Below are 20,851 nucleotides of genomic sequence, written 5' to 3'. Positions count from 1 at the left end.
TGTACTTTAAATTATACAAAAAATACCCTATAGAAAGAGCACTTTTTTTAAGTGTCTATTCTATAGGGTACATTTTAATTTGGTCATCCTTTTTACATACTTTTAATCAACTTCATCGTTAGCTAATTCTATTAGGCGTTTAAGCCATTTTTAGAACCAAGCTGCGCCTACGATAATTAAAAGAATGAATAACACGACAATTAACGCGAATCCACCAGCGTATCCGTGACCCATAATAACACCTCCTGTGTGTTAATACTGTATTTTATGCAACCACATTTGTGAACGAATAGGCGTTTGTCTCGCCTTTGATAATTTTCTTAATTCACATGATGAAAATGGCTAATTAAACCATTTTTCATGCTCAATGTATCCTATTCCGCTAACAAACTCTTGACTGTGTGAATGTCCTACTTTTTGGAATTTCTTACGAAAATGTTTTCTTTCTTTTTTAAAAGTATGTTATAGTATCTGTTGTACCCTTGTACAACAACAATAGATAAAAACGGATATAATAGGAGTGTGTAATAATGAAAAAAACAATGATCGCTCTAACAGCGGCAGCAAGCATCTTTGCGTTGAGCGCATGTAATAATGCAAATGATTCAGAAGTACTTGTTGAAACAAGTGCTGGAAATGTTACAAAACAAGAACTTTATGATGCAATGAAGGATCAAGCAGGAAATGCAATCCTTAAGGATTTAGTTTATACAAAGGTATTATCAGAGAAATATGAAGTAACAGATAAAGAAGTAGATGCAAAATATGATGAAATGCAAGCACAATTAGGTGCTCAATTTGATGCAATCGTTGCTCAAAATGGGGAAGATTTTGTTCGCGAAATCCTTCGTTCTGACCTATTAAAGGAAAAGGCAGCAATGGATGAAATCGAAGTTAAAGATGGCGAAGTAATTAAAGCTAGTCATATTTTAGTTCGTGTTGCTGAAGATGCATCAGAAGAAGACAAAGCTGCAGCTGAAGCAAAGATTAAAGAAGTTCAACAAAAGCTTGCTGATGGTGGAGACTTTGCAGAATTAGCAAAGGAATACTCTGATGATGGATCTGGACAAGCTGGTGGAGATTTAGGATGGTTCACAAAGGGACAAATGGTTCCAGCATTTGAAGAAGCAGCGTTTGCTTTAAAGAAAGATGAAATTAGTGAAATCGTTGAGTCAGACTATGGATTCCATATCATTAAAGTAACGGGTGTAGTGGAGAACTTTGACAAGATGGAAGACGCAGAGAAATCTGAAATCCGTACTGCATTATTACAAACTAATCAAGATGCACTTACAAAAGCATTAGATAAAGCAATCGAAAATGCTGATGTAAAAGTTAAGGACAAAGATTTTAAAGACTTATTTACAACTGAAGCTCCAACTGAATAATTAATAGTAAAAGGGCCCTTGATGGGGCCCTTTTTCACATTGCTTCTGGCTTTTTAACGTGTTTTCCACGTTTTTCACGTTCTTCATTCATTCTCTCAATATAAACATTACCTTCTTGCTCGATATAGGAATTTTCTTCTAGTTTTTCTTCTCTTGTTGTACGTATCACCATGTAGGCACTAAAAAGTACTCCAAAAAGAGCCACATATACAAACCACGGAATTGAAACCATCCTTACCACCCCTTGTCCTACTTTTACTTCTACTATATGAACAGAGAGGTAGACTTATCACAATAATTAATAGATTTACAAAAGAAAAAACTCCAATCAGAAGATTGGAGTTGCTTACAATTAAGCACTAACTGTAAATTTCGTACGCTTGATGATCTGTTGAGCAACTGGATAGATAATTGCCATAGCAATTGTTCCCATAACAGTTGCAGGAATAACAACTCCTATAAACAGTGAAAGGAATGTTCCTGGTAGACCAGCAATAAGAAGCGCAGAATTTAAGAAGACAAATCCTGAAACTAAAATTCCTACTGCAGTAATAGCACTAATCATTACAATGGAGGTATTGTATTTTCTTATGGATGTAAATAGTCCGTAAAATACAAAGGCTGTTACAAGTTTGTCAATGATGTTTGGAATTTGGCCTGCCGGGAATGTAGTGGTCATTGCTGAAATGATTCCACCTACTATTGCAACAAGCAAAACGTATTTCTTTTCAGGAAACAACATAATTCCAAGGAACATCATGGTTAACAACAAATCAGGCTTCATACCAAGATAGATACCTGGCATTGCAGCATGCAAAACAGCACCCATTCCAATTAATAATGATAAAAACACTAGTACTTTCGTATTCATTTCTCATCTCTCCTCAGCTTTTCTAAGCTATTATTTTGTAAGACTCTCCAATGATGCACTCATTGCCCATTGCGAAAATCTTATTAATAAGTATAGCAGACTCATAGATTCATTTGAAGCTAATTTTCAGATTTAAACACCCTCATAAAATCGGACAAAGCTTCACAAGTATCCAATGGTACTGCGTTGTAAATAGAAGCACGACAACCACCGATTGAACGGTGCCCACTTAGTCCAACAAAACCATGCTCTTTGGCCTTAGCTAGAAATTTTTTTGTTAAGTCTTCACTTGGTAAAGTGAAAACTACATTCATAGTCGATCTGCTCCCAAGTTCAGCGTGTGGTTTATAAAAACCATCTGACTCATCGATTCTTTGATATAAAATGTTAGCTTTCTCTTTATTTTTTGATTCTATTGCAGGTACACCGCCTTGTTCTTTTACCCAATCCAAAACGAGTGAAAGCATGTAAATTGAGAAGGTAGGTGGTGTGTTATAAAGAGAATTCGATTTGGCATACGTATTATAATCGAGCATAGTTGCAATATTCTCGTTTGCTTTCTGAAGAAATTCATCTTTGATAATGACAACAGTTACACCGGATGGGCCTAAGTTTTTCTGTGCTCCTGCGTAAATCATGGAAAACTGTTCAACATTAATCTCTCTACTTAAAATGTCACTAGACATATCTGCAATCAGAGGAACTTGAGAGAAATTTGGGTAAGATTCCCATTGAGTCCCGTAAATGGTGTTGTTTGAAGTAATATGTACATAGCTGCTATTTGAGGAAGCGCTGCTCGCAGATATCTCAGGAATATAGGAATAATGATTATGTTCGGTTGATGCAATGACTGTAGTTGAGCCTACTTTTTGAGCCTCCTTTAAAGCTTTCTCAGACCAGGAACCAGTTAGAACATAATCTGCAGTAGACGTAGATGATAAAAAATTTAGTGGAATCATGGAGAATTGGAGACTAGCCCCACCTTGTAAAAATAAAACATGGTAGTTATCTGGAATTCGTAAAAGGGTTTTTAAATCTGTAATGGCATGTTGATGAACTTTATCATACTCCTTACTTCGATGACTCAGTTCCATCACAGACATACCTGTATCGTTAAAGTTCAAAAGCTCAGCCTGTGCTCTTTGTAACACTTCAAAAGGCAACGCAGATGGCCCTGCATTGAAATTATAGGCACGTTTCAAATAATCTCCTCCTCAGTTTACTGCTTTACATGATTAAAATATTAAGTATTATAACATGTTTTTATAGATATAGAGAGTTTATTTTTCAAATATTCAAAAGGTGTTTCGGTTTGTATAGCTTAGGGAGTTAGTTTTGGGAATACATTGATTCACGGACATGAGAGAGGAAGATGGGGCTGGTTGGGGCTTAGTCAGTACCGAGCGCTACCCGAAAAAGGAGGATGCGTGTGATGCTAGGGTTAGAGTGGTAGTGAGCGCCACAGGGAAAAGGAAGATACGGGTGGTGCTTGGGGTAAAAAGGTGCCAAGCGCCACCCGAAAAAGGAAGATGCGTGTGGTGCTTGGGGCAAAGAGGTATCAAGCGCCACCCGAAGAAGGAAGATACGAGTGGTGCTTAGGTTAAAAAGGGTAGCGAGCACCAAACAAAAAAAACCGGAAATCAAGCAAAAGGTGTATCGCAAAAGCCAGATGCGATACACGAAAACCAGAACCCAAGCAAAAGGTGTACAGCAAGAGCCAGATCGGTAGAAAAAGCCAAAAAGTAGCACTAGCCAAAATTACAATTTCTCGGCCCATAGTTTACCTCCAGTGAAAACTGTGAGTCTGCGGCCCTCGCTGACATATTTGTGCGTGTTTGTTTACTCACACCCAAAAGAAAAAGACGCCACCAAAGCGTCTCACTCTTACTAAATACTATTTCTCAATCGATTCTGAAATTTTTGATGCAATATCCTGTAAAGCTTGCCCAGAATATTGGTTTTCATGGGACTTCCAAACTACGCCAAAGCCATCACCTTTACCGTAACGCGGAATGATGTGCATGTGGAAATGGAACACAGATTGGCCTGCTTGCTCTCCGTTATTTTGTAAGAGATTCAGCCCAACTGGATTAAACTCTTTTTTGATCGCATTTGCAATACTAGGTACGACCTCAAAAATGTTTCGAGCTTGTTCATTAGTCAGTTCAAATACGTTTTCTTTATGTACTTTTGGGATAACAAGGGTATGTCCTTTTGAAACTTGACTGATATCTAGGAATGCCAGAACGTGTTCGTTCTCGAATACCTTAGCACTTGGTATGTCACCATTAATTATTTTACAGAAAATGCAATCGCTCATCTTGTACATCATCCTTTCCAACCATTGTTTTACTAAATATTCTATCATATGATTTTAAAATGTTAAAATTTTCATATCCTGCATAGAATAAAAAGAAACAGGATGCCATCGCAAAGGATGCATCCTGCTCTGAAGAAGGGCATTGGTTATAAGATTTGATTGTCTTTGATAAACACCTCATTTTATTAAGAATGAAAGGTTGTTTTATCTAATGGAGTGAGTCAATCCCATAGTTCAAGCGTACCATCCCCTTATTATAGTATAAGTTTCACAACTTATAGTACGGGTAGATAGTCTTTAACAAACACCTCATTTATAGTTAAATTTGGTTATTTGTTTCGAACTGGTTTTCTCTCACATTGCCCAAAGTGACCATCCCCTTATAACACTTTTAAAAGCGAACGTCTAAAATAAGGATATTGTCTTTAACAAACACCTCATCTCAGATAGATGATTTGTCACCATCAAGCTTTTGTCTTGCCCTCTTCATAAATTAGTATGGCTTTTTGGTTTAGATATATACAAAAAAGTAAGGGAGTTTTGACTAGGTAATATTACCAATTTTTGATATGATTAAGAGAAATGAGTAATGTAGAAGGGAGCTTCAAATGGCACTGTTAGAGATAAAAAATGTTACCGGTGGATATACAAGAAACCCTGTCTTAAAGGATGTTTCCTTCCAAGTAAATAAAAATGAAATTGTAGGTTTAATTGGACTGAATGGTGCAGGTAAAAGTACCACAATTAAACATATTATTGGGTTAATGGAACCGAAAAAAGGGTCGATACAGATAAGCGGCAAGTCAATTGAGGAGGATATGGAAGGGTATCGTTCCATGTTTAGCTTTATCCCAGAGACACCGATTCTCTATGATGAGTTAACCTTGTATGAGCATCTTGAATTAACAGCAATGGCGTATGGATTACCAAAAGAGGAGTTCGAAAAAAGACTCACTCCATTATTAAGAGAATTTAGAATGGAGAAGAAGCTTAAATTTTTCCCGGCACACTTTTCAAAAGGGATGAAACAAAAGGTTATGATTATGTGTGCGTTCTTGGTTGAACCATCCCTCTATATTATTGATGAACCTTTCGTTGGTTTAGACCCGTTAGGTATTCAATCTCTTCTTGAGTTAATGAACAAAATGAAAGCCCAAGGTGCAGGTATACTGATGTCAACCCATATTTTGGCTACTGCTGAGAGGTATTGTGATTCTTTTATTATCCTACATAATGGACAAGTACGTGCATCTGGTACATTGCAGGATTTGCGTTCACAGTTTGATATGGCAAACGCAACTTTAGACGATATTTATATCCGTTTAACAAAGGAAGAAGACAATGATTGATGTAAAAGAGCTGTGGAAAAAGAGATCAATTCAACATTTTAAGGAAATAAGCAGATACTTGCGCTATATGTTAAACGACCATCTTTTAATTGCGCTTCTCTTCCTTGGAGGCGGTGGTGCATTTTATTATAATTCCTGGCTGCAGGACATTCCTGAAAACTTTCCGTATGCTATTATCCTTGGTTTTGTTTTAGGACTGGTTCTTACAAATAGCCGTATTCAAACACATATTAAAGAACCGGATCTTGTATTTTTATTGCCAGTTGAGAAAAAGCTTACCCCATATTTTCAAAAAGCATTTTGGTATAGTCTTGTTTCACAAAGTTATCTTCTATTATTTCTTTTTGCAGTTGCTGCACCAATGTATTTAGCTGCAACTAATCGGCCATTTTCTTCATTACTTTCAATATTTATGATTGTTCTAGTAACGAAGGCCTGGAATCTCCTGCTTAGTTGGTTTTCGCAGTATTTTATGGAGCAATCAGCTTATTATCTGGATGTCTCCATTAGAGCTGTCATAAATATTGTCTTAATGTATTTACTATTTGCAGGAGCATCAATTCTATTTGTAGGCAGTATATTGGTGATTATGATAGGACTGCTTTTATACTTCCACAAGGCTGCTGATAACAAGGGTCTAAAATGGAATACACTAATTGATCTGGAATCAAAAAGAATGCTTACTTTTTACCGTTTAGCAAATTTATTCACTGATGTTCCAAAGCTCAAAGAACGCGTAAAGAAGAGAGCTTGGTTGAATTGGGTAACTGGCTTCATTATGTATTCGAAGAAAAATACATTTAAATACCTATATACGAGGACATTTTTAAGGACAAGTGATTACTTGGGACTATATATCCGACTCTCGATTATTGGAGGACTTGTTATATATTTCGTACCTTATCAATATGGAAAAGCATTTGTGATGATTTTGTTCTTATATCTCACAGGTTATCAGCTGATAACTCTTTGGCGACACCATAGTTTGAAGATATGGGTTCAATTGTATCCTGTAAATGAAGAGGCAAAGCTGTCTTCATACTTACAATTGCTGTTTTCACTATTAATTGTTCAATGTTTGTTATATACGGTAATTTTACTATTTACATTAGAACTAGGTTTCTCCATCCTACTATTGGTTGCCGGTATTTTATTTGTGTATGTATTTGTTTACTTATATGTAAAAGCTAAGGTAAAAAAATTATCACGTATCTAAATAGAGATGCGAAACCTTTTTAAAATGGTTTCGTATTTTTATTATATCTTTTTTTAGAGAGTCAGGCCCGTACAACTAAACCAACCAAGAAGGGTGAAAAATATGAGCGATCCGTATTTGGCGATAGTTGAAGAAGAACTATTTCAATGGCGTAAAAAGATGATCAAAAAGTCAACGATGCTACATCGTTTTTCTAAAAAAGCACAAGTGAAAATCAATGACCTCATTCCAGAAAAAGCACATCAAATTGTCACAGAGAGCATTAAAAAGATGATTCAAGCAACGTTGATCGGGTCAGAGTATACGACAAGAGCAACTTACCCGATTAATATGACGCTTGAAGAAAAGGAAAAGATAATCGCAGAGAAACTAAATATCTATAAGAGAACGGCAGCAGCCGAAGGAGCAGGGACAGGTGCAGGGGGGATTCTTCTCTCACTTGCAGATTTTCCTTTGCTATTAACGATTAAAATGAAGTTTCTCTTTGAAGTTGCGGCCATTCATGGTTTTGATACAAAAAACTATGAGGAACGCCTATTTCTTTTACACATTTTCCAATTGGCCTTTTCAAGTGAAAAGCACAAGCAACACACATTAAATATTATTGAACACTGGGAGGAGAAAAAGAAGGGGTTAGCTGAGGTGGACTGGCGCGTATTTCAACAGGAATACCGGGACTATATAGACCTGGTGAAATTACTTCAAATCTTACCGGGTATTGGTGCAGTTATTGGAGCATATGCGAATTATAATTTATTAGAGCATCTTGGTGAGACTGCAAAAAACTGCTATCGGGTTCGAGTATTAAACAATAATAAAGCCAAGTAACTAGTAAACCGTTACTTGGCTTTTCTTTTAGACAGTAGCTTCTTCTGATTTAGCGGATTGAGTTAAATACTGCAATGTTGCTGCTCCAAGTGTTTTAGCTGCAACAAGCATACCTTTTTCGTCAATATCAAATTTAGGATGATGATGTGGGTATGCAAGAGTAGAATTTACAGGTTTTGCACCAGTAAAGAAGAATGTTCCTTTTACATGTTGAAGGTAATATGCAAAATCTTCTCCACCCATTTGTGGTGCACTTTCTTGTATTTCGGTCACTTCTGGTACTTGCTTTGCAGTTTCTACAAGAATTTCTGTTTCTTCTTTATGGTTTACAACTGCTGGATAGCCACGATGGAATGAATAACTGTATGAAGAATCTGTTGCTAAACAAGTTCCTTTTGCAACACGCTCAATTTCGGATTCAATCTGTGAACGAACTTCTTCATTGAAGGTTCTAACGGTTCCTTCTAGTTTTGCTGTATCTGCAATTACATTAAATGGGTTTTGAGCGATAAACGATCCAACTGAAACAACTGCTGATTCGATTGGATCAACTCTTCTACTTACGATTTGCTGCAGGTTTGATACAAGCTGTGAGCCAATTACAATCGCATCTTTTGTTGTATGAGGATGTGCACCATGACCACCAGAACCTTGAATGGTTACCTCGAAACGATCTGCTGCAGCCATAATTGGACCAACGCGGTATTGGATCGTTCCGGTCGGTTCAGTTGCCCATAGATGAGTACCAAAGATAACATCCACGCCCTCTAAACAGCCATCTTCAATCATAGCAATTGCCCCACCAGGAGCGTATTCCTCTGCGTGTTGATGAATGAAAACGACTGTTCCTTCAAGCTGATCCTTTATTTCATATAGCGCCTTGGCTAAAACTAATAATGTTGCTGTATGGCCATCATGACCGCAAGCATGCATAACACCAGGAACTGTTGATTTATATGGTACATCTTTTTCATCCTGAATTGGCAAAGCATCAAAGTCAGCACGTAGTGCAACAGTTTGTCCAGGCTTTTTTCCATAAATCTTTGCAACAACACCATTGCCACCTACATTTGTTCTTACTTCAATACCTAATTTTTCATAGAAGTTTGCAATATATTCTGCCGTTTTATATTCTTTAAATGACACTTCTGGGTGTTGATGTAAATAACGACGAATATCAACCATCTCAGAATAATTGGATTCTAAAAGATTAAATAAGTTATGTAACATGAACTTTTCTCCCCTCATCTTATGCTTTCTAATGCTTTATACGATAAATTATAGCACGGGGAAATGTTTTAATGTGTTATTTAGGTTCGAAACTACCTATTTTTTTACAATAAATCTGTTACTATAACTGTAGGGAGGTGTTAATGATTGGAGATACAACAAAAAAAGGTTGAAAACACTAAGTTTATGCGATTGATATTACTTGGTATTATCGTTTCGGTGGCAATAATTACCTCTATCTTATTACAATTGAAAAACGGACAAGTAGTAGGTGACAGCACTATTTCTTCAATGTTTCATGCTACAGAAAATGCAATTATAATTGGTATTTTTACATTATTTACTGAACTGGGCTCGGTAATGGGCATTGGAAGTTTATTTGTGCTCTCTCTTTTACTTATTTGGTGGAAGTTTAGGGATTACGCAGCTATGATAATTCTAGCAATCGCTGTAATTGGTGGAGATCAACTTAATAAATGGCTGAAGGAAGTCACAGCTAGAGAAAGACCATCCTTTGACCCGGGGATTTATGCAGAAGGCTTTAGTTTTCCAAGTGGACATGCTATGGTCGGTTTAGCTTTTTATGGATTTATAGGCTATTACATCATTACAAAGCTTGCGAACAAGAAAGCGAGGCTTTATGTTGCTGGAATAACCGCTATCCTAATTTTTAATATTGGGTTCAGTCGAATTGTCTTAAATGCACATTATCCCTCAGATGTATTTGGCGGCTTCGCATTTGGATTTGTCTTTTTAGTTGGGTGTATTATGCTTTATACGTATCTAAATAAAATAATCCCAAGTAAGAAGAAATTATTGTAAGGAAAACGTTGAAGGTCAACCATACATATTAAAAACAGTGAATAAAGAAGGCAGCCAATGAAGGGCTGCCTTTTAAGTATTTATCGATTCAATATTAGATGTAAATTTAACAATACCTCAGCCACATTTTCAAAAGGTTCCTCAATTTGTAATAACCTGCGAATAAAATGCTTTTCCTCTTTCGATAAGTCTAGTTCATCTTCCCATGTCCTTTTTTTCTTTGAACTCGGAGAATAGGAAGAATACAAAACAAAAAGCAAGGTATGTCCCAGTGCATAAAAATCGCTTTTAGGAAGCTTTTCTCTCATCAAAGATGGCGAGGGAAGTTCCGTATCTAGGTTAATAAAATCAGCTAAACCAAAATCAATAATACCTATCTTCCTACCATCTACTATAATGTTGGGTGGACGAAGGTCTTGGTGAACAATTCCGTTATTATGGAAATACTGAACAACCTTTACTACTTCTTCTAGTAACAGGAAGCTCTCCTCTTTTGAAAATAGTTTCTTTTCTTTAAAGATCAGTTTATCCAAGTTATCTCCGTAAACTTTACTCATCACAAGATATGGTTTTCCTAAGTAAGTAAAAGAATCCAAGAGCTTCGGTAAAGAAGGATGCGACAATTTGATCAAGATTTCTTTTTCCGTGTTAAAGGACTCTCTTCCAGCTTTGGTAAGCTTACGACACCTAAGTTGTTTAATGATAACCTGTTTATTCGTTTTAGGTGAGGTAGCAAGATATAGTACACCATAACTTCCCATCCCAATAACAGAATGAATGCTATAGCCCAACAATAGTGTCCCAGGCTGATGTACCTTCTCACGAACTCTTGTAAGTAAATTCATCAGCTTGAGAAGAACTTTTTCTTATAGCTCTTTTTGTAATAATGGTGTCCTAGATGGGAATGTTTTTTATGTTTGTATTTGTAATCACTACTAGAATAATGGGATCTCTTAGGACTTTTAATGGCTTCCTTTAAAACGGCCTTAATAATTTTCTTTAGCATAGGTTACCTCCTTAAGGTTGGAACGTATACTTTATATACGTTAAAAGTGAGCCTAAGTTACAAAAAAATGTTAGCAATTGTTTCCTGAAGATAAAATTTATGGGTATAAAACAAAAAGTATATAAGATACTATAAACGTTTTTAGTAATAATGAATGGAGGAATAATATGAAAAAGTTTTTGCCTGTAAGTTTGCTGCTATTACTCGCATTCGCTTTAGTGGGTGGTAATCTCGCAAGTGCTGAAATGGATAGCAAAGATGAAAAACCTATGGTTGAGCTTTCTGATGCTCAAAAAAAGGAACTTGATGCCATCTACCTAGAACTTTTAGAAACAAAAAAGAAAATTATTAACAAATATGTAGAGTATGGTGTTCTAACGCAAGAAAAAGCAGATAAAAGGTTAAAATGGTTTGAAGAGCATTATAGCAAAGTGAAAGAGCATGGTTATTTACCAATGCACCACGAAAAGTGGGAGAAGGATGCTAAAGGAAAAGATAAAAATTAATAGTAGGTAATTAACCTTGGCAAAAGCTGCTGAGGTCTTTTTGTTGTTTAGGAAATTATAAAATTTTATGATGTTGATAACTTCAAAAAAGTTATCCAAGTCCAGCTCCAGCGCCTAGCCCCTCGAGGTCGCTTCACCCCTCCTGCGGCGGCAACACTAAGGAATGCTTCGTGAGGTTAATCCTCGCAGGAAAAAAGCTTAGCTTTTTTTCGAGCCTCCTCGTCGGGGTTCCAGCGCTTGTCGGGGCTGATCAAGGCGCTTGCGCTTTTGTTCTTTCCAGGGAAAAGTTACTTTTCGACACTTATTGCTGAAAATATAATTATACAATTAAAATGATATACGCCCTTAAGAAAAACTGCTAAAATTTATAAGAGTATTGTCGTTTTTTGGAAGTTTAGGATAAATTACCTATTAATATATTACTTACTTTCACAGTCGGTTATGATAAAAATTCACTTGTAAAATTGTTCAAGAGGGAACGAACTTATAATCTACTAAATTATGTTGTTTTTATAGGTCTTTTTTACTAAAGGGGTATAGAAAATGTTGAAAAATAGAGGAATGAAGCTTCAGCTAGCATTTGGTTTATTGGTTATCGTTACACTGATTTTGACAATTATTGTTGGTTTATTCTCCTCAAGACTCGCACTGAAAGAAACACTGAAAGAAAACTATATGGAAAGCAATTTTATGTATGCAAAGAAACTATCCTCAAGTACAAGCGATTTACTAAATCAAATGCTAGTCAATATAACAAGCCTGGGTAAGATTATTGGTAGCCATAATTTGACCCAGAAGGAGATGGATGATTGGAAAAAGGCCAATAGTAATCAATTTAATTCAGTCTTTGTCACAGATCATGAAGGAGTTATTCAAATAATAAGCCCTAAGGTTGTAGAATTTAAACAACAGGTCAAGGTCGGCACAAAGATAGAATCTCAAACAGTAAAAAATGCTCTTTTGACAAAACAACCTTCTATATCAGAACCATACAAAGCTACATCGGGACAGTTAATACTACTCATTTCGGCTCCTATTTTTAACCAAAATGGAGAGTATGAAGGACTAATTGGTGGAACAATCCATTTAGAAAGTGATAATGTGCTAAAAAGCATGCTAAATAATCACGATTATGAAAATGGTTCTTATGTATACGTTGTTGATTCTTCTGGCAAAATTATCTTTCACCCTAACCCTGAAAGGATAAATGCTAGTGTTATTCGCAATGGTGTAGTTGCAAAGGTGGTTAAAGGTGAATATGGATCAATGCAAATTACGAACACGGAAGGTAATGAATTTTTTGCGGGTTTTGCACAAGTTGAGAGTACTGGATGGGGAATTGTCTCACAAACACCTATCGCGGTAATTGAAGGACCCTTACAAGGCTTAACGAAGAAAATGCTTCTTCGTTCTTTACCGTTACTCTTATTAATTATTATTTTTGCTTGGTTAGTAACGAATAACCTATCTAAACCAATTAATATGTTAGCTCGATTGTCTGAAGAGGCAAGTAATCGTAAAAATTCTACGATACCGTTAAAGAAAATTATAACAAAATCTAGTATTTATGAAATACGTGAGCTATATGATTCGATTAGAAACTACTTTGATTTATTGAATAATCAGATTCAATTGGATGGTTTAACCAGTTTGGCCAACAGAAGAACCTTTGATCTTGTTATTAGTGATTTGGTTAAGAAGAGAGAATTATTTTCTATCATCTTATTAGATTTAGATTACTTTAAAAAGGTTAATGATACATATGGACATCTAGTTGGTGATGATGTGTTAAAGCATCTCGCTACGCTGATGAAATCAGTAGCTGAAAAGGGGGATGTATGTTTTCGCTATGGTGGAGAGGAATTTGGCCTTCTACTTAAGGGGAAAAATCAAAAAGAAGCCTTCGTAGTTGCTGAAAAGCTACGTACATTGTTTGCAGAACAAGACAATCCTACAGGACATAAGATTACTATCTCTATAGGAATAACTGAGTTTTATCCAGAAGATACACATTACAAACCAATTGTTGAAAGAGCAGATAATGCACTATATGATTCGAAATTTGCTGGGAGAAATCGGTCAACTATTTATAACGGTACAACCAATTTATTGGTAATGAAATAAAGAAAAACACTCTTACAAATTGGTTTAAATCCTAGAGTAAGAGTGTTTTTCTGTTACACATCCTTTAATAGAGCTCCGTTTCGCTTAGCAACAGTCTCCATAATCTTCACTAGAAAAATTGCGAAAATCAGATAAACGAATCCAATTCTTACCTCAGTCCAGAGTAAAGAAGATACACTGTCGAATGTACCACCTTGGATGAATCTAAGTGCTTCGATACTATGTGTGAGAGGAAGGAGTCGTGCGAAATGTTCCAGAGACGTCGGAAACAGTGTAACCGAAAAGTTAACTCCACAAAATACTTGAAAGAAAGCCAATACTAAGTTTAAAAACAAGTTGATATTCGAGAATAAAAGAGCCATACCCCCTAATAAAAGAGATATGCTAAATAAAGAGAATATCATAACGACAAAGGTTATCCCTAAATATGCCAGAGAATCAAGGGAAAAGGAAACATCAAATAGAAAATTAGCAATCCCTAATCCGATAATAAATACAAGAATTCCATCTACTAAGGGTACAACTGATTTTCTAATGATAATCAGTAATGTAGAAAGGGGGGCTGCTATATTTAATTCGAGTGTTCCAAAGCGTCTTTCCATCCGAAACATTGTCATAAAGTTAATAATCATTGTGTGCGCTGTATAGTATGCGATATTCCCTAAAACAACATAAGAGAGATAACCACTTCCGACTAAGGCACCTGCTAGGGTAGCAAAAAATAAAAAATGCATGACAGGATCAAGAATACGAAACAGTAGAAATAGACGAATAGTTTGATAAGAATATAGGGCTTTATAAGATAAGTAAGTAAATCCAAATCGATTGAACCAGGTCATTATAAGGCACCTACCTTTCCACTATTCTTTAATACTGATTCCATGCGCTTAATAACTACCCATGATAAGAGGAGGTAAAAGGCACTACAGACAAAGCAAATAATTAAAGATAAATATACTCCGTTTGCCATTGTAATAGATTCATAAACTCCTTTTATTCCCCAGGTCATTGGGAAGAGATATGCAATCCATTGAAGTATGGCAGGCATCTCACTTACCGGTATAAACACTCCACATAATAATAGAATTGGAGTTAGAATAAGATTTTGATAATCGTACACATTTTGAAATGCTGCAAAAACAACAGCCAACATCATACCTATTACTGCAAGAGAAGCGAGTAATACAACAACAGCGAGAAGGAAAACACCGAAGTGCTCAAATTGAATGTTAAATCTAAAAATCACTGTGGCATATAAAAAACTAATAAACATGGTTAAAAGTGCAATAAACGAGTTACTAATCGCTTTTGTTAATAAGATGGTAAATAAGCTAATTGGTGCGGCAATCAATAGTTTTAATGTTTCTGACCATTTTTGTGAAATGAGTGCGGAACCTGATGAATACAGGACATAGCTCCACATACTAATTAGTGCAGAGGCAACAACATAACGGCCAGGGTCTACACCTTCCCGAAATTGTAATAGGAAATAAAAGATTGTAAGAAATACTAAAGGCTGAAAGAATAATAGAAATTGATACATTTTGTTATCAAAGTTTGTAAAGTATGCGATTTCCTTTTTTAACAGTGAGAGAAACAACATTGGTCACCCCACATCCTTCATGTGATGGATATAGGCATCTTCTAAAGTGATTTCTCGTTTTCGTAAGCGTAAAACCTCTCCGTATTTCGAAAGATGTTCTTCTAAATCAGAGAGGGTTAAGTCTTGATTATGTACTTCGAATCTCACTATTTTAAAAGAGTCACGTAATGTATCTATTTCGACAGTTTGAAGTAAAGAATCATAGTTGATTTCCTGCTCATGATGAAGATTCATTGTTGCTTCATATAGGTGTAGGTGATTGCATTCTTCTTTAATTTGCTCTGGAACACCAATAAGTGTGATTTCTCCATTTTTAATAAAAGCAATGCGGTCACAAAGTTCGTCTGCTTCGTGCATATAATGAGTGGTTAAAATAATAGTGATCCCTTGATTTGAGAGAGTCTTAACAAGTTCTCTCAGCATTTTTGCACCAATTGGATCTAAGCCTATTGTTGGTTCATCTAAAAATAGAATTTTAGGTTCATTGATTAAACTTCTGGCGATATGTAACCGTTGAATCATTCCTTTTGAGTAGGTATGTATTTTTTGATCTGATGCTTCTGCTAAGCCTACTTGTAAAAGAAGATTTTCAATTAACTCTTTTTGTTCTTTATTTTTTATTTTATAAAGTGTGCAAAAGTAAGACATATACTCAAACGCTGTTAAGCGTCCATATACTCCTCTTTCACCACCGTACACAAAGTTAATACTCTTCCTAATCTTTTCTCCATCCTTGATAACATCATTTCCTAATATAGATACTGAACCAGTAGTTGGAGTTAAGAGTGTGGTTAATATTTTCATAGTAGTTGTTTTTCCAGCTCCATTTGGTCCTAATAGACCAAATACTTCTCCTTGATTAACGGTAAATGAGATACCATTTAGGGCTGTTTTTTTCTGGTTTTTTGGAAGTCGGTATGTTCTTGTTACATTGGAAACTTCGATAATAGGATTCAAGATATTTCCCCTTTCAAATCAAAAATTTTCAGAATTCTATTATAAACAAGTTGGATAAATGTGTAAATTACTATTGTGATAAATTGTCGGTTCTAGCCAAAAAAAGAACACCGCTACTATGTAGTAACGGTGTACATATCATTAGTCAAATGAACGTGGATCCATTCCTGTACGTTTGTTTTCATTTATCGCATCAAGTGCCTCCATGTCCTCTGTGGATAACTCAAAGTCAAATACTTCTGCATTCTGTTTTATTCGTTCGGGTTTTACTGACTTAGGTATTGTAATTACTTCGTGCTGAAGATCCCAACGTAAAATTATCTGTGCAGTAGATTTGTTGTATTTTTCTGCAATATCTACAATTGTAGGGTGATCTAAGAGCTGGCCTCTTGCTAATGGTGACCATGCTTCTAATTGGATTGAGTTTTCTTTACAAAAAGCTTGTAAATCCTCTTGTGTTAACCAAGGATGGAATTCAACCTGATTTACCATAGGTTTAATTTTACAATCACTAAGTAAGTCTTCTAAATGATGGATTAGAAAATTACTTACTCCGATAGCACGTACCTTACCGGATTCATAAAGTGATTCTAACGCCTTCCATGTTTCTTTATACAATCCTTTGACAGGCCAATGAATAAGATAGAGGTCGACATATTCTAGTCCAAGCTTGGTAAGACTTTCATCAAAGGCTTTTAGAGTATTTTCATAGCCTTGGTCGTCATTCCATACCTTTGTAGTAATAAAAAGCTCTTCACGAGGTATTCCTGCTTCTCGAATACCCTGACCAACTCCTTCTTCATTTTTATAAAGAGCAGCAGTATCGATATGCCTGTAGCCAGATTGAATAGCAGATTTTACAGCTGAGATAACTTCCTCACCTTCTTGAGCTTTGTAAACACCTAATCCAAACCATGGCATTTTCACACCATTATGTAGTGTTGTTATATCTGCGATATGTGTAGGCATTTGTTTTCCTCCAAGTCTTAGTTTTTTCAATATCAACTACGTAATAGTATAATGGATATATTACACGAAAATAAACAGATATAACCTATAAAGTAAGGAGAGGTGATTATGCCGGTTTCATTTTGCAAAACAGAAAAACAAGAGCGTTTATATAAAATGATTGGTGACCTTGCTGATACTTTTCATGAAAGAGCTGCAGCTTATGATGAAAGTGGAGATTTCCCATTATTAAACATCAATGATTTAAAAGACTTCGGGTATACATCATTTACTATTCCTAAGGAGTATGGAGGCAAAGAGGAGCTAAGTTTATATGAATTTGTTCTTATGCAGGAGCGTCTTGCACAAGGAGATGGACCGACAGCTTTATCAATTGGCTGGCATGTTGGGATCATGATGGACCTTTTTGAGAAAAAACGCTGGAAAGAGGATAAGCTAGTTTTTATGGCTGAAGCAGCACGTAATGGTGCGTTATTCAACCGAGCGGCAACTGAGCCGAAAACGGGAAGCCCCACCCGCGGTGGGAAGCCACAAACAACAGCTAAAAAGGTAGGCAACAAATGGATATTAACAGGTAGAAAAACGTTCACTACTATGGCTCCAGTTCTTACTCATATTGGTGTAATTGCATCAATTGAGGGAACAGACCAAACAGGGGAATTCCTTGTAAATCGAAATTTACCTGGAGTAGAAGTGGAAGAAACCTGGAACACAATTTCTATGAGAGGAACAGGTAGTCACGACCTTGTTTTAAATGAAGTAGTATTAGAAGAAGATGATTTGGTGGAAATAGCAACACCTGAAATGAAAGGAAAGCCAAGTGGCTGGCTACTTCATATCCCAGCTTGTTATTTAGGCATTGCTATGGCTGCCAGAAACTTTGCAGCTACATTTGCAAATGAGTATTCTCCGAATAGTGTGAATGGACCTATTAAAAATATTCCCAATGTCCAGCGGATGGTAGGGGAGATGGAGGCAGAACTACTACAAGCAAGACATGTATTGTATTCGGTGGCTGAAAAATGGGATCAAGCGAGTAACCGCGATACTTTAGGTCCTGAACTAGGGCTTGCAAAATATGTAGCAACAAACAGTGCCATCTCAGTAGTTGATAAGGCAATGCGAATTGTAGGCGCACAGAGTCTTCAAAAAACAAATCCGTTACAGCGCTATTATCGTGACGTCAGAGCAGGTCTTCATAATCCTCCAATGGATGACATGACAATTGCAAAATTGGCTACGTTAGCCTTTGAGGAAATGAGTGAATAAAAAATAACCGCTGGATAATTCCGGCGGTTATTTTTGAATATCGGTAATCAGTAATTTACAGCACATAATTATACCTGAAAGGAAAAATGCAATTAGTAGGGTTAGCGTCAAATAAAGAAGCGCAATAATCGTTGTAGCAAACATCCAGCATAACCAAAAATATAACTCACTCCGATTCGCCATCGACTTTTTCTGCCTTCCAGTAGTACTCACTAATTACATCGGCAAGTGCTGCTATAGAGTTTTTTAACTCCTTCATATCATTGTCAACTCCACCAACTTCAACAACAAGTAAATTTGGTGATAAATCTTGATTGTAGACTCCATTTACTCCTTCTCCATACTTTGCGATAATTCCACGGCTTAGTCCAGGGTATTTTTTATTCAAAGCTTCATGCAATTCAGTTGCAAAGGCTAGGTTTTTTTCATAATTGCCGTTTTCTTTACCAAGGACAAATGCGAGTCTTGCATATGACTTTCCATTAACAGTTGCGGTAGTTAACTTTTTCCTTTGAGAATCACGGTGAATATCAATAAAATACTGTAAGTTTTTATTCCCGGATTGGGCTGCTTCAACAATTGACCGTGATACATCATACGATTTACCTGTCGTCCACTCCTTCTCTTTTAATAATTGGCCAATATTTGATTTATCAACAAGTGCACCAACTCCACGCTGTTCAAGTTCCTTTCCTAATAAATCACCGATTAGTGTAATATTTGTTTTGGCATCAACTGCCTTGTTTTCATCTGCGTCATCTGGTAGACCAAGTAGAGGGAGATAAGATTCCCAGCTGTGCGAATGATAAACAAATACATTTTTATCTGAGGGAGAAGAAACAGGTGGGTCGTTAGAGTTACTTCCTCTGTTGAGTTCCTCTAATTGTTCGTCCGCCATTTCTCTTTCCTGAAGAAGCACATCTAATGGTGGAGCTGATTCATAAGGAAGAGAAGAAAAGTCAGTTCCATCACCTGGAACAACTATTTCAGAGTCGAAAAACGCATATCCCGGTAGTTCATTTCCGATAAGTGTACGAATATCATCAATCCTTATATTTGTGAAAAATTCAAATCCCATTGAGAGTATTTCAGAACTTTGATTTCCATCGCTCCAATAATGATTCTCCATCCCAACTAATTGTTGTAACCACTGAGTGGGTAGATTTTCAATTGTACTTCCAACACTTCCAGAATATATAATTTCTTTGTTTACGGTAGCTACTGTACCTGCAAGAATGAAACAAGCTAGAACTACGCTTATAAATAAAAGAATCATTCTAGGTACACCTATACGCTCAGTTTTTTGTTTCATACGGCCCACCTCTATTACTTGTATATATTTATACTTATGAAGTTGGGACAAATTTAGAATGGGAAAGAGGTAGGAGCTTTTTAGCCATCAGTTTTTTTATAATCAACAACTACAGAGTGTGGTAAAATGCTTTTATACATAAAGATACAAGGAGATCACATCATGTTACGTTTATATAGTGCACTGCTGTCGTTAAGTTTGATTTGGGGATTGTCATTCGTTTTTATAAAAATTCTTTTAGAGGCAGCAGGAGTTTGGGGAACCGTTTTTGTAAGATGTATAGCAGGAGTAGTCATTTTACTGCCAATACTTTGGCTAAAGCGCAAAGAAATTGTTCGTCCGCTTCCATGGAAGTCACTTGTCATTATTGGAGTATTAAATGCAGGATTACCATGGGGACTTATTACCTTAAGTGAAACAAAGATTACAACAAGCTCAGCGTCTGTACTAAATGCGACAACACCAATTTGGACAGGCTTACTTGGGTATCTGCTATTTTCTAGTAAGCTATCAAAGGGACAGTGGATAGGTATATTAACTGGATTTGTTGGTATTTTAGTATTGATGGATTTTAATATTCAAACTCTATTTGGAGAAAGCTTTTTTGGTGTTGGTACTATGCTTGTAGCTACAGCGTGCTACGGTTTTTCAACTCAATATGCAAAAAAGAAATTAGGTAATATCGGAGTAGTTGCACTTACCACAATCTCCTTGCTCGTAGGAGCAGCCGTAGGAGTCATTGGTATGATTTTTACCCACCCAATTCAGATTGAGAAACTAATAGAACCAAAAGTTTTACTCGTTATTATTGGGTTAGGGTGTTTTGGCTCAGGTATCGCCCAACTCCTGTATTACTTTATGGTACGGGAAGGAAGCCCAGAATTCGCATCTACTGTTACTTATATAATTCCGTTATCAGCAATTCTCTGGGGATATGTATTTTTTAAAGAGCCGATCACAACACAATTGATAATAGGATTGTTTATTATTTTATTTGGGGTCTTCCTATCGACTAGAAAGGTGAAATCGAAAGATAAGGTCCTCCTATCTCAAAAAGTGTAAGATTCCTAATGCATATATA

Annotated in this window: 21 protein-coding genes; 9 read left to right on the top strand and 12 right to left on the bottom strand. The window is 36.2% G+C overall.

Annotated features, from left to right (window positions below; all coding sequences use genetic code 11):
- Positions 1 to 150: 150 nt before the first annotated feature.
- Positions 151 to 234 carry a YjcZ family sporulation protein gene (locus AB3M96_RS22310; protein ID WP_099362462.1) on the bottom strand — a complete coding sequence of 28 codons (84 nt, stop codon included), beginning with the start codon at positions 232 to 234 and terminating at the stop codon, positions 151 to 153.
- 296 nt (positions 235 to 530) lie between these two features.
- On the opposite strand from AB3M96_RS22310, the gene AB3M96_RS22305 reads away from it, so the two are divergent.
- Positions 531 to 1,388 (top strand): peptidylprolyl isomerase, encoded by an 858-nt coding sequence (locus AB3M96_RS22305; protein ID WP_412969815.1) that lies wholly within the window; start codon positions 531 to 533, stop codon positions 1,386 to 1,388.
- 34 nt (positions 1,389 to 1,422) lie between these two features.
- Here AB3M96_RS22305 and AB3M96_RS22300 read toward each other — a convergent pair whose 3' ends face one another.
- The 4 genes from AB3M96_RS22300 to AB3M96_RS22285 all read right to left on the bottom strand — a co-directional run bounded on the left by AB3M96_RS22300 (position 1,423) and on the right by AB3M96_RS22285 (position 4,579).
- Positions 1,423 to 1,620, bottom strand: a complete 198-nt coding sequence (locus AB3M96_RS22300; protein ID WP_412969814.1) for a sporulation YhaL family protein — start codon at positions 1,618 to 1,620, stop codon at positions 1,423 to 1,425.
- Between the two features lie 120 nt (positions 1,621 to 1,740).
- Complete coding sequence (locus tag AB3M96_RS22295; protein WP_412969813.1) at positions 1,741 to 2,259, bottom strand: tryptophan transporter; 519 nt, start codon at positions 2,257 to 2,259, stop codon at positions 1,741 to 1,743.
- A 119-nt stretch (positions 2,260 to 2,378) separates the two neighbouring features.
- Positions 2,379 to 3,461 (bottom strand): 3-phosphoserine/phosphohydroxythreonine transaminase, encoded by a 1,083-nt coding sequence (gene serC / locus AB3M96_RS22290; RefSeq protein ID WP_412969812.1) that lies wholly within the window; start codon positions 3,459 to 3,461, stop codon positions 2,379 to 2,381.
- 692 nt (positions 3,462 to 4,153) lie between these two features.
- On the bottom strand, positions 4,154 to 4,579 hold the full coding sequence (locus AB3M96_RS22285) for an HIT family protein (protein ID WP_412969811.1): 426 nt from the start codon (positions 4,577 to 4,579) through the stop codon (positions 4,154 to 4,156).
- A gap of 608 nt (positions 4,580 to 5,187) precedes the next feature.
- On the opposite strand from AB3M96_RS22285, the gene AB3M96_RS22280 reads away from it, so the two are divergent.
- The 3 genes from AB3M96_RS22280 to AB3M96_RS22270 all read left to right on the top strand — a co-directional run bounded on the left by AB3M96_RS22280 (position 5,188) and on the right by AB3M96_RS22270 (position 7,972).
- Positions 5,188 to 5,928 (top strand): ABC transporter ATP-binding protein, encoded by a 741-nt coding sequence (locus tag AB3M96_RS22280; RefSeq protein ID WP_412969810.1) that lies wholly within the window; start codon positions 5,188 to 5,190, stop codon positions 5,926 to 5,928.
- Positions 5,921 to 7,144, top strand: a complete 1,224-nt coding sequence (locus AB3M96_RS22275; protein WP_412969809.1) for an ABC transporter permease — start codon at positions 5,921 to 5,923, stop codon at positions 7,142 to 7,144. The genes AB3M96_RS22280 and AB3M96_RS22275 overlap by 8 nt, the downstream gene beginning before the upstream one ends.
- 102 nt (positions 7,145 to 7,246) lie before the next feature.
- Entirely contained in the window at positions 7,247 to 7,972 is a 726-nt protein-coding gene (locus AB3M96_RS22270; protein ID WP_412969808.1) for an EcsC family protein, read from the top strand.
- A 27-nt stretch (positions 7,973 to 7,999) separates the two neighbouring features.
- Here AB3M96_RS22270 and AB3M96_RS22265 read toward each other — a convergent pair whose 3' ends face one another.
- Complete coding sequence (locus AB3M96_RS22265) at positions 8,000 to 9,202, bottom strand: M20 family metallopeptidase (protein WP_412969807.1); 1,203 nt, start codon at positions 9,200 to 9,202, stop codon at positions 8,000 to 8,002.
- 147 nt (positions 9,203 to 9,349) lie between these two features.
- Here AB3M96_RS22265 and AB3M96_RS22260 point away from each other — a divergent pair, with 147 nt between their 5' ends.
- On the top strand, positions 9,350 to 10,024 hold the full coding sequence (locus AB3M96_RS22260; RefSeq protein WP_412969806.1) for a phosphatase PAP2 family protein: 675 nt from the start codon (positions 9,350 to 9,352) through the stop codon (positions 10,022 to 10,024).
- A gap of 80 nt (positions 10,025 to 10,104) precedes the next feature.
- Here the strand turns inward: AB3M96_RS22260 and AB3M96_RS22255 are convergent, their stop codons facing one another.
- Positions 10,105 to 10,869 (bottom strand): serine/threonine protein kinase, encoded by a 765-nt coding sequence (locus tag AB3M96_RS22255; RefSeq protein ID WP_412969805.1) that lies wholly within the window; start codon positions 10,867 to 10,869, stop codon positions 10,105 to 10,107.
- 328 nt (positions 10,870 to 11,197) lie between these two features.
- Between AB3M96_RS22255 and AB3M96_RS22250 the strand changes: the two genes are divergently transcribed.
- On the top strand, positions 11,198 to 11,536 hold the full coding sequence (locus AB3M96_RS22250) for a YckD family protein (protein WP_412969804.1): 339 nt from the start codon (positions 11,198 to 11,200) through the stop codon (positions 11,534 to 11,536).
- A gap of 543 nt (positions 11,537 to 12,079) precedes the next feature.
- Entirely contained in the window at positions 12,080 to 13,660 is a 1,581-nt protein-coding gene (locus AB3M96_RS22245) for a sensor domain-containing diguanylate cyclase (RefSeq protein ID WP_412969803.1), read from the top strand.
- A gap of 53 nt (positions 13,661 to 13,713) precedes the next feature.
- On the opposite strand, the gene AB3M96_RS22240 is transcribed toward AB3M96_RS22245, so the two are convergent.
- From AB3M96_RS22240 to AB3M96_RS22225, 4 genes are all read right to left on the bottom strand, one after another.
- Entirely contained in the window at positions 13,714 to 14,499 is a 786-nt protein-coding gene (locus tag AB3M96_RS22240; RefSeq protein WP_412969802.1) for an ABC transporter permease, read from the bottom strand.
- Positions 14,499 to 15,263 carry an ABC transporter permease gene (locus AB3M96_RS22235; RefSeq protein ID WP_412969801.1) on the bottom strand — a complete coding sequence of 255 codons (765 nt, stop codon included), beginning with the start codon at positions 15,261 to 15,263 and terminating at the stop codon, positions 14,499 to 14,501. The genes AB3M96_RS22240 and AB3M96_RS22235 overlap by 1 nt, the downstream gene beginning before the upstream one ends.
- 3 nt (positions 15,264 to 15,266) lie before the next feature.
- Positions 15,267 to 16,220 carry an ABC transporter ATP-binding protein gene (locus AB3M96_RS22230; RefSeq protein ID WP_412969800.1) on the bottom strand — a complete coding sequence of 318 codons (954 nt, stop codon included), beginning with the start codon at positions 16,218 to 16,220 and terminating at the stop codon, positions 15,267 to 15,269.
- A 141-nt stretch (positions 16,221 to 16,361) separates the two neighbouring features.
- Entirely contained in the window at positions 16,362 to 17,189 is an 828-nt protein-coding gene (locus tag AB3M96_RS22225) for an aldo/keto reductase (RefSeq protein WP_412969799.1), read from the bottom strand.
- Positions 17,190 to 17,297: 108 nt separating this feature from the next.
- On the opposite strand from AB3M96_RS22225, the gene AB3M96_RS22220 reads away from it, so the two are divergent.
- Positions 17,298 to 18,458 (top strand): acyl-CoA dehydrogenase family protein, encoded by a 1,161-nt coding sequence (locus tag AB3M96_RS22220; RefSeq protein ID WP_412969798.1) that lies wholly within the window; start codon positions 17,298 to 17,300, stop codon positions 18,456 to 18,458.
- A gap of 166 nt (positions 18,459 to 18,624) precedes the next feature.
- Here the strand turns inward: AB3M96_RS22220 and spoIIP are convergent, their stop codons facing one another.
- Positions 18,625 to 19,770 carry a stage II sporulation protein P gene (spoIIP, locus tag AB3M96_RS22215; protein WP_412969797.1) on the bottom strand — a complete coding sequence of 382 codons (1,146 nt, stop codon included), beginning with the start codon at positions 19,768 to 19,770 and terminating at the stop codon, positions 18,625 to 18,627.
- 162 nt (positions 19,771 to 19,932) lie between these two features.
- Here spoIIP and AB3M96_RS22210 point away from each other — a divergent pair, with 162 nt between their 5' ends.
- Entirely contained in the window at positions 19,933 to 20,832 is a 900-nt protein-coding gene (locus AB3M96_RS22210) for a DMT family transporter (protein ID WP_412969796.1), read from the top strand.
- The last annotated feature ends 19 nt before the right edge of the window (positions 20,833 to 20,851 follow it).

Source organism: Ferdinandcohnia jepli (assembly GCF_047246645.1).
GTDB lineage: Bacteria > Bacillota > Bacilli > Bacillales > Bacillaceae_L > Ferdinandcohnia.
The sequence above is the reverse complement of the archived record's forward strand: the minus strand, read 5'-3'. Positions and strand labels throughout refer to the sequence as shown.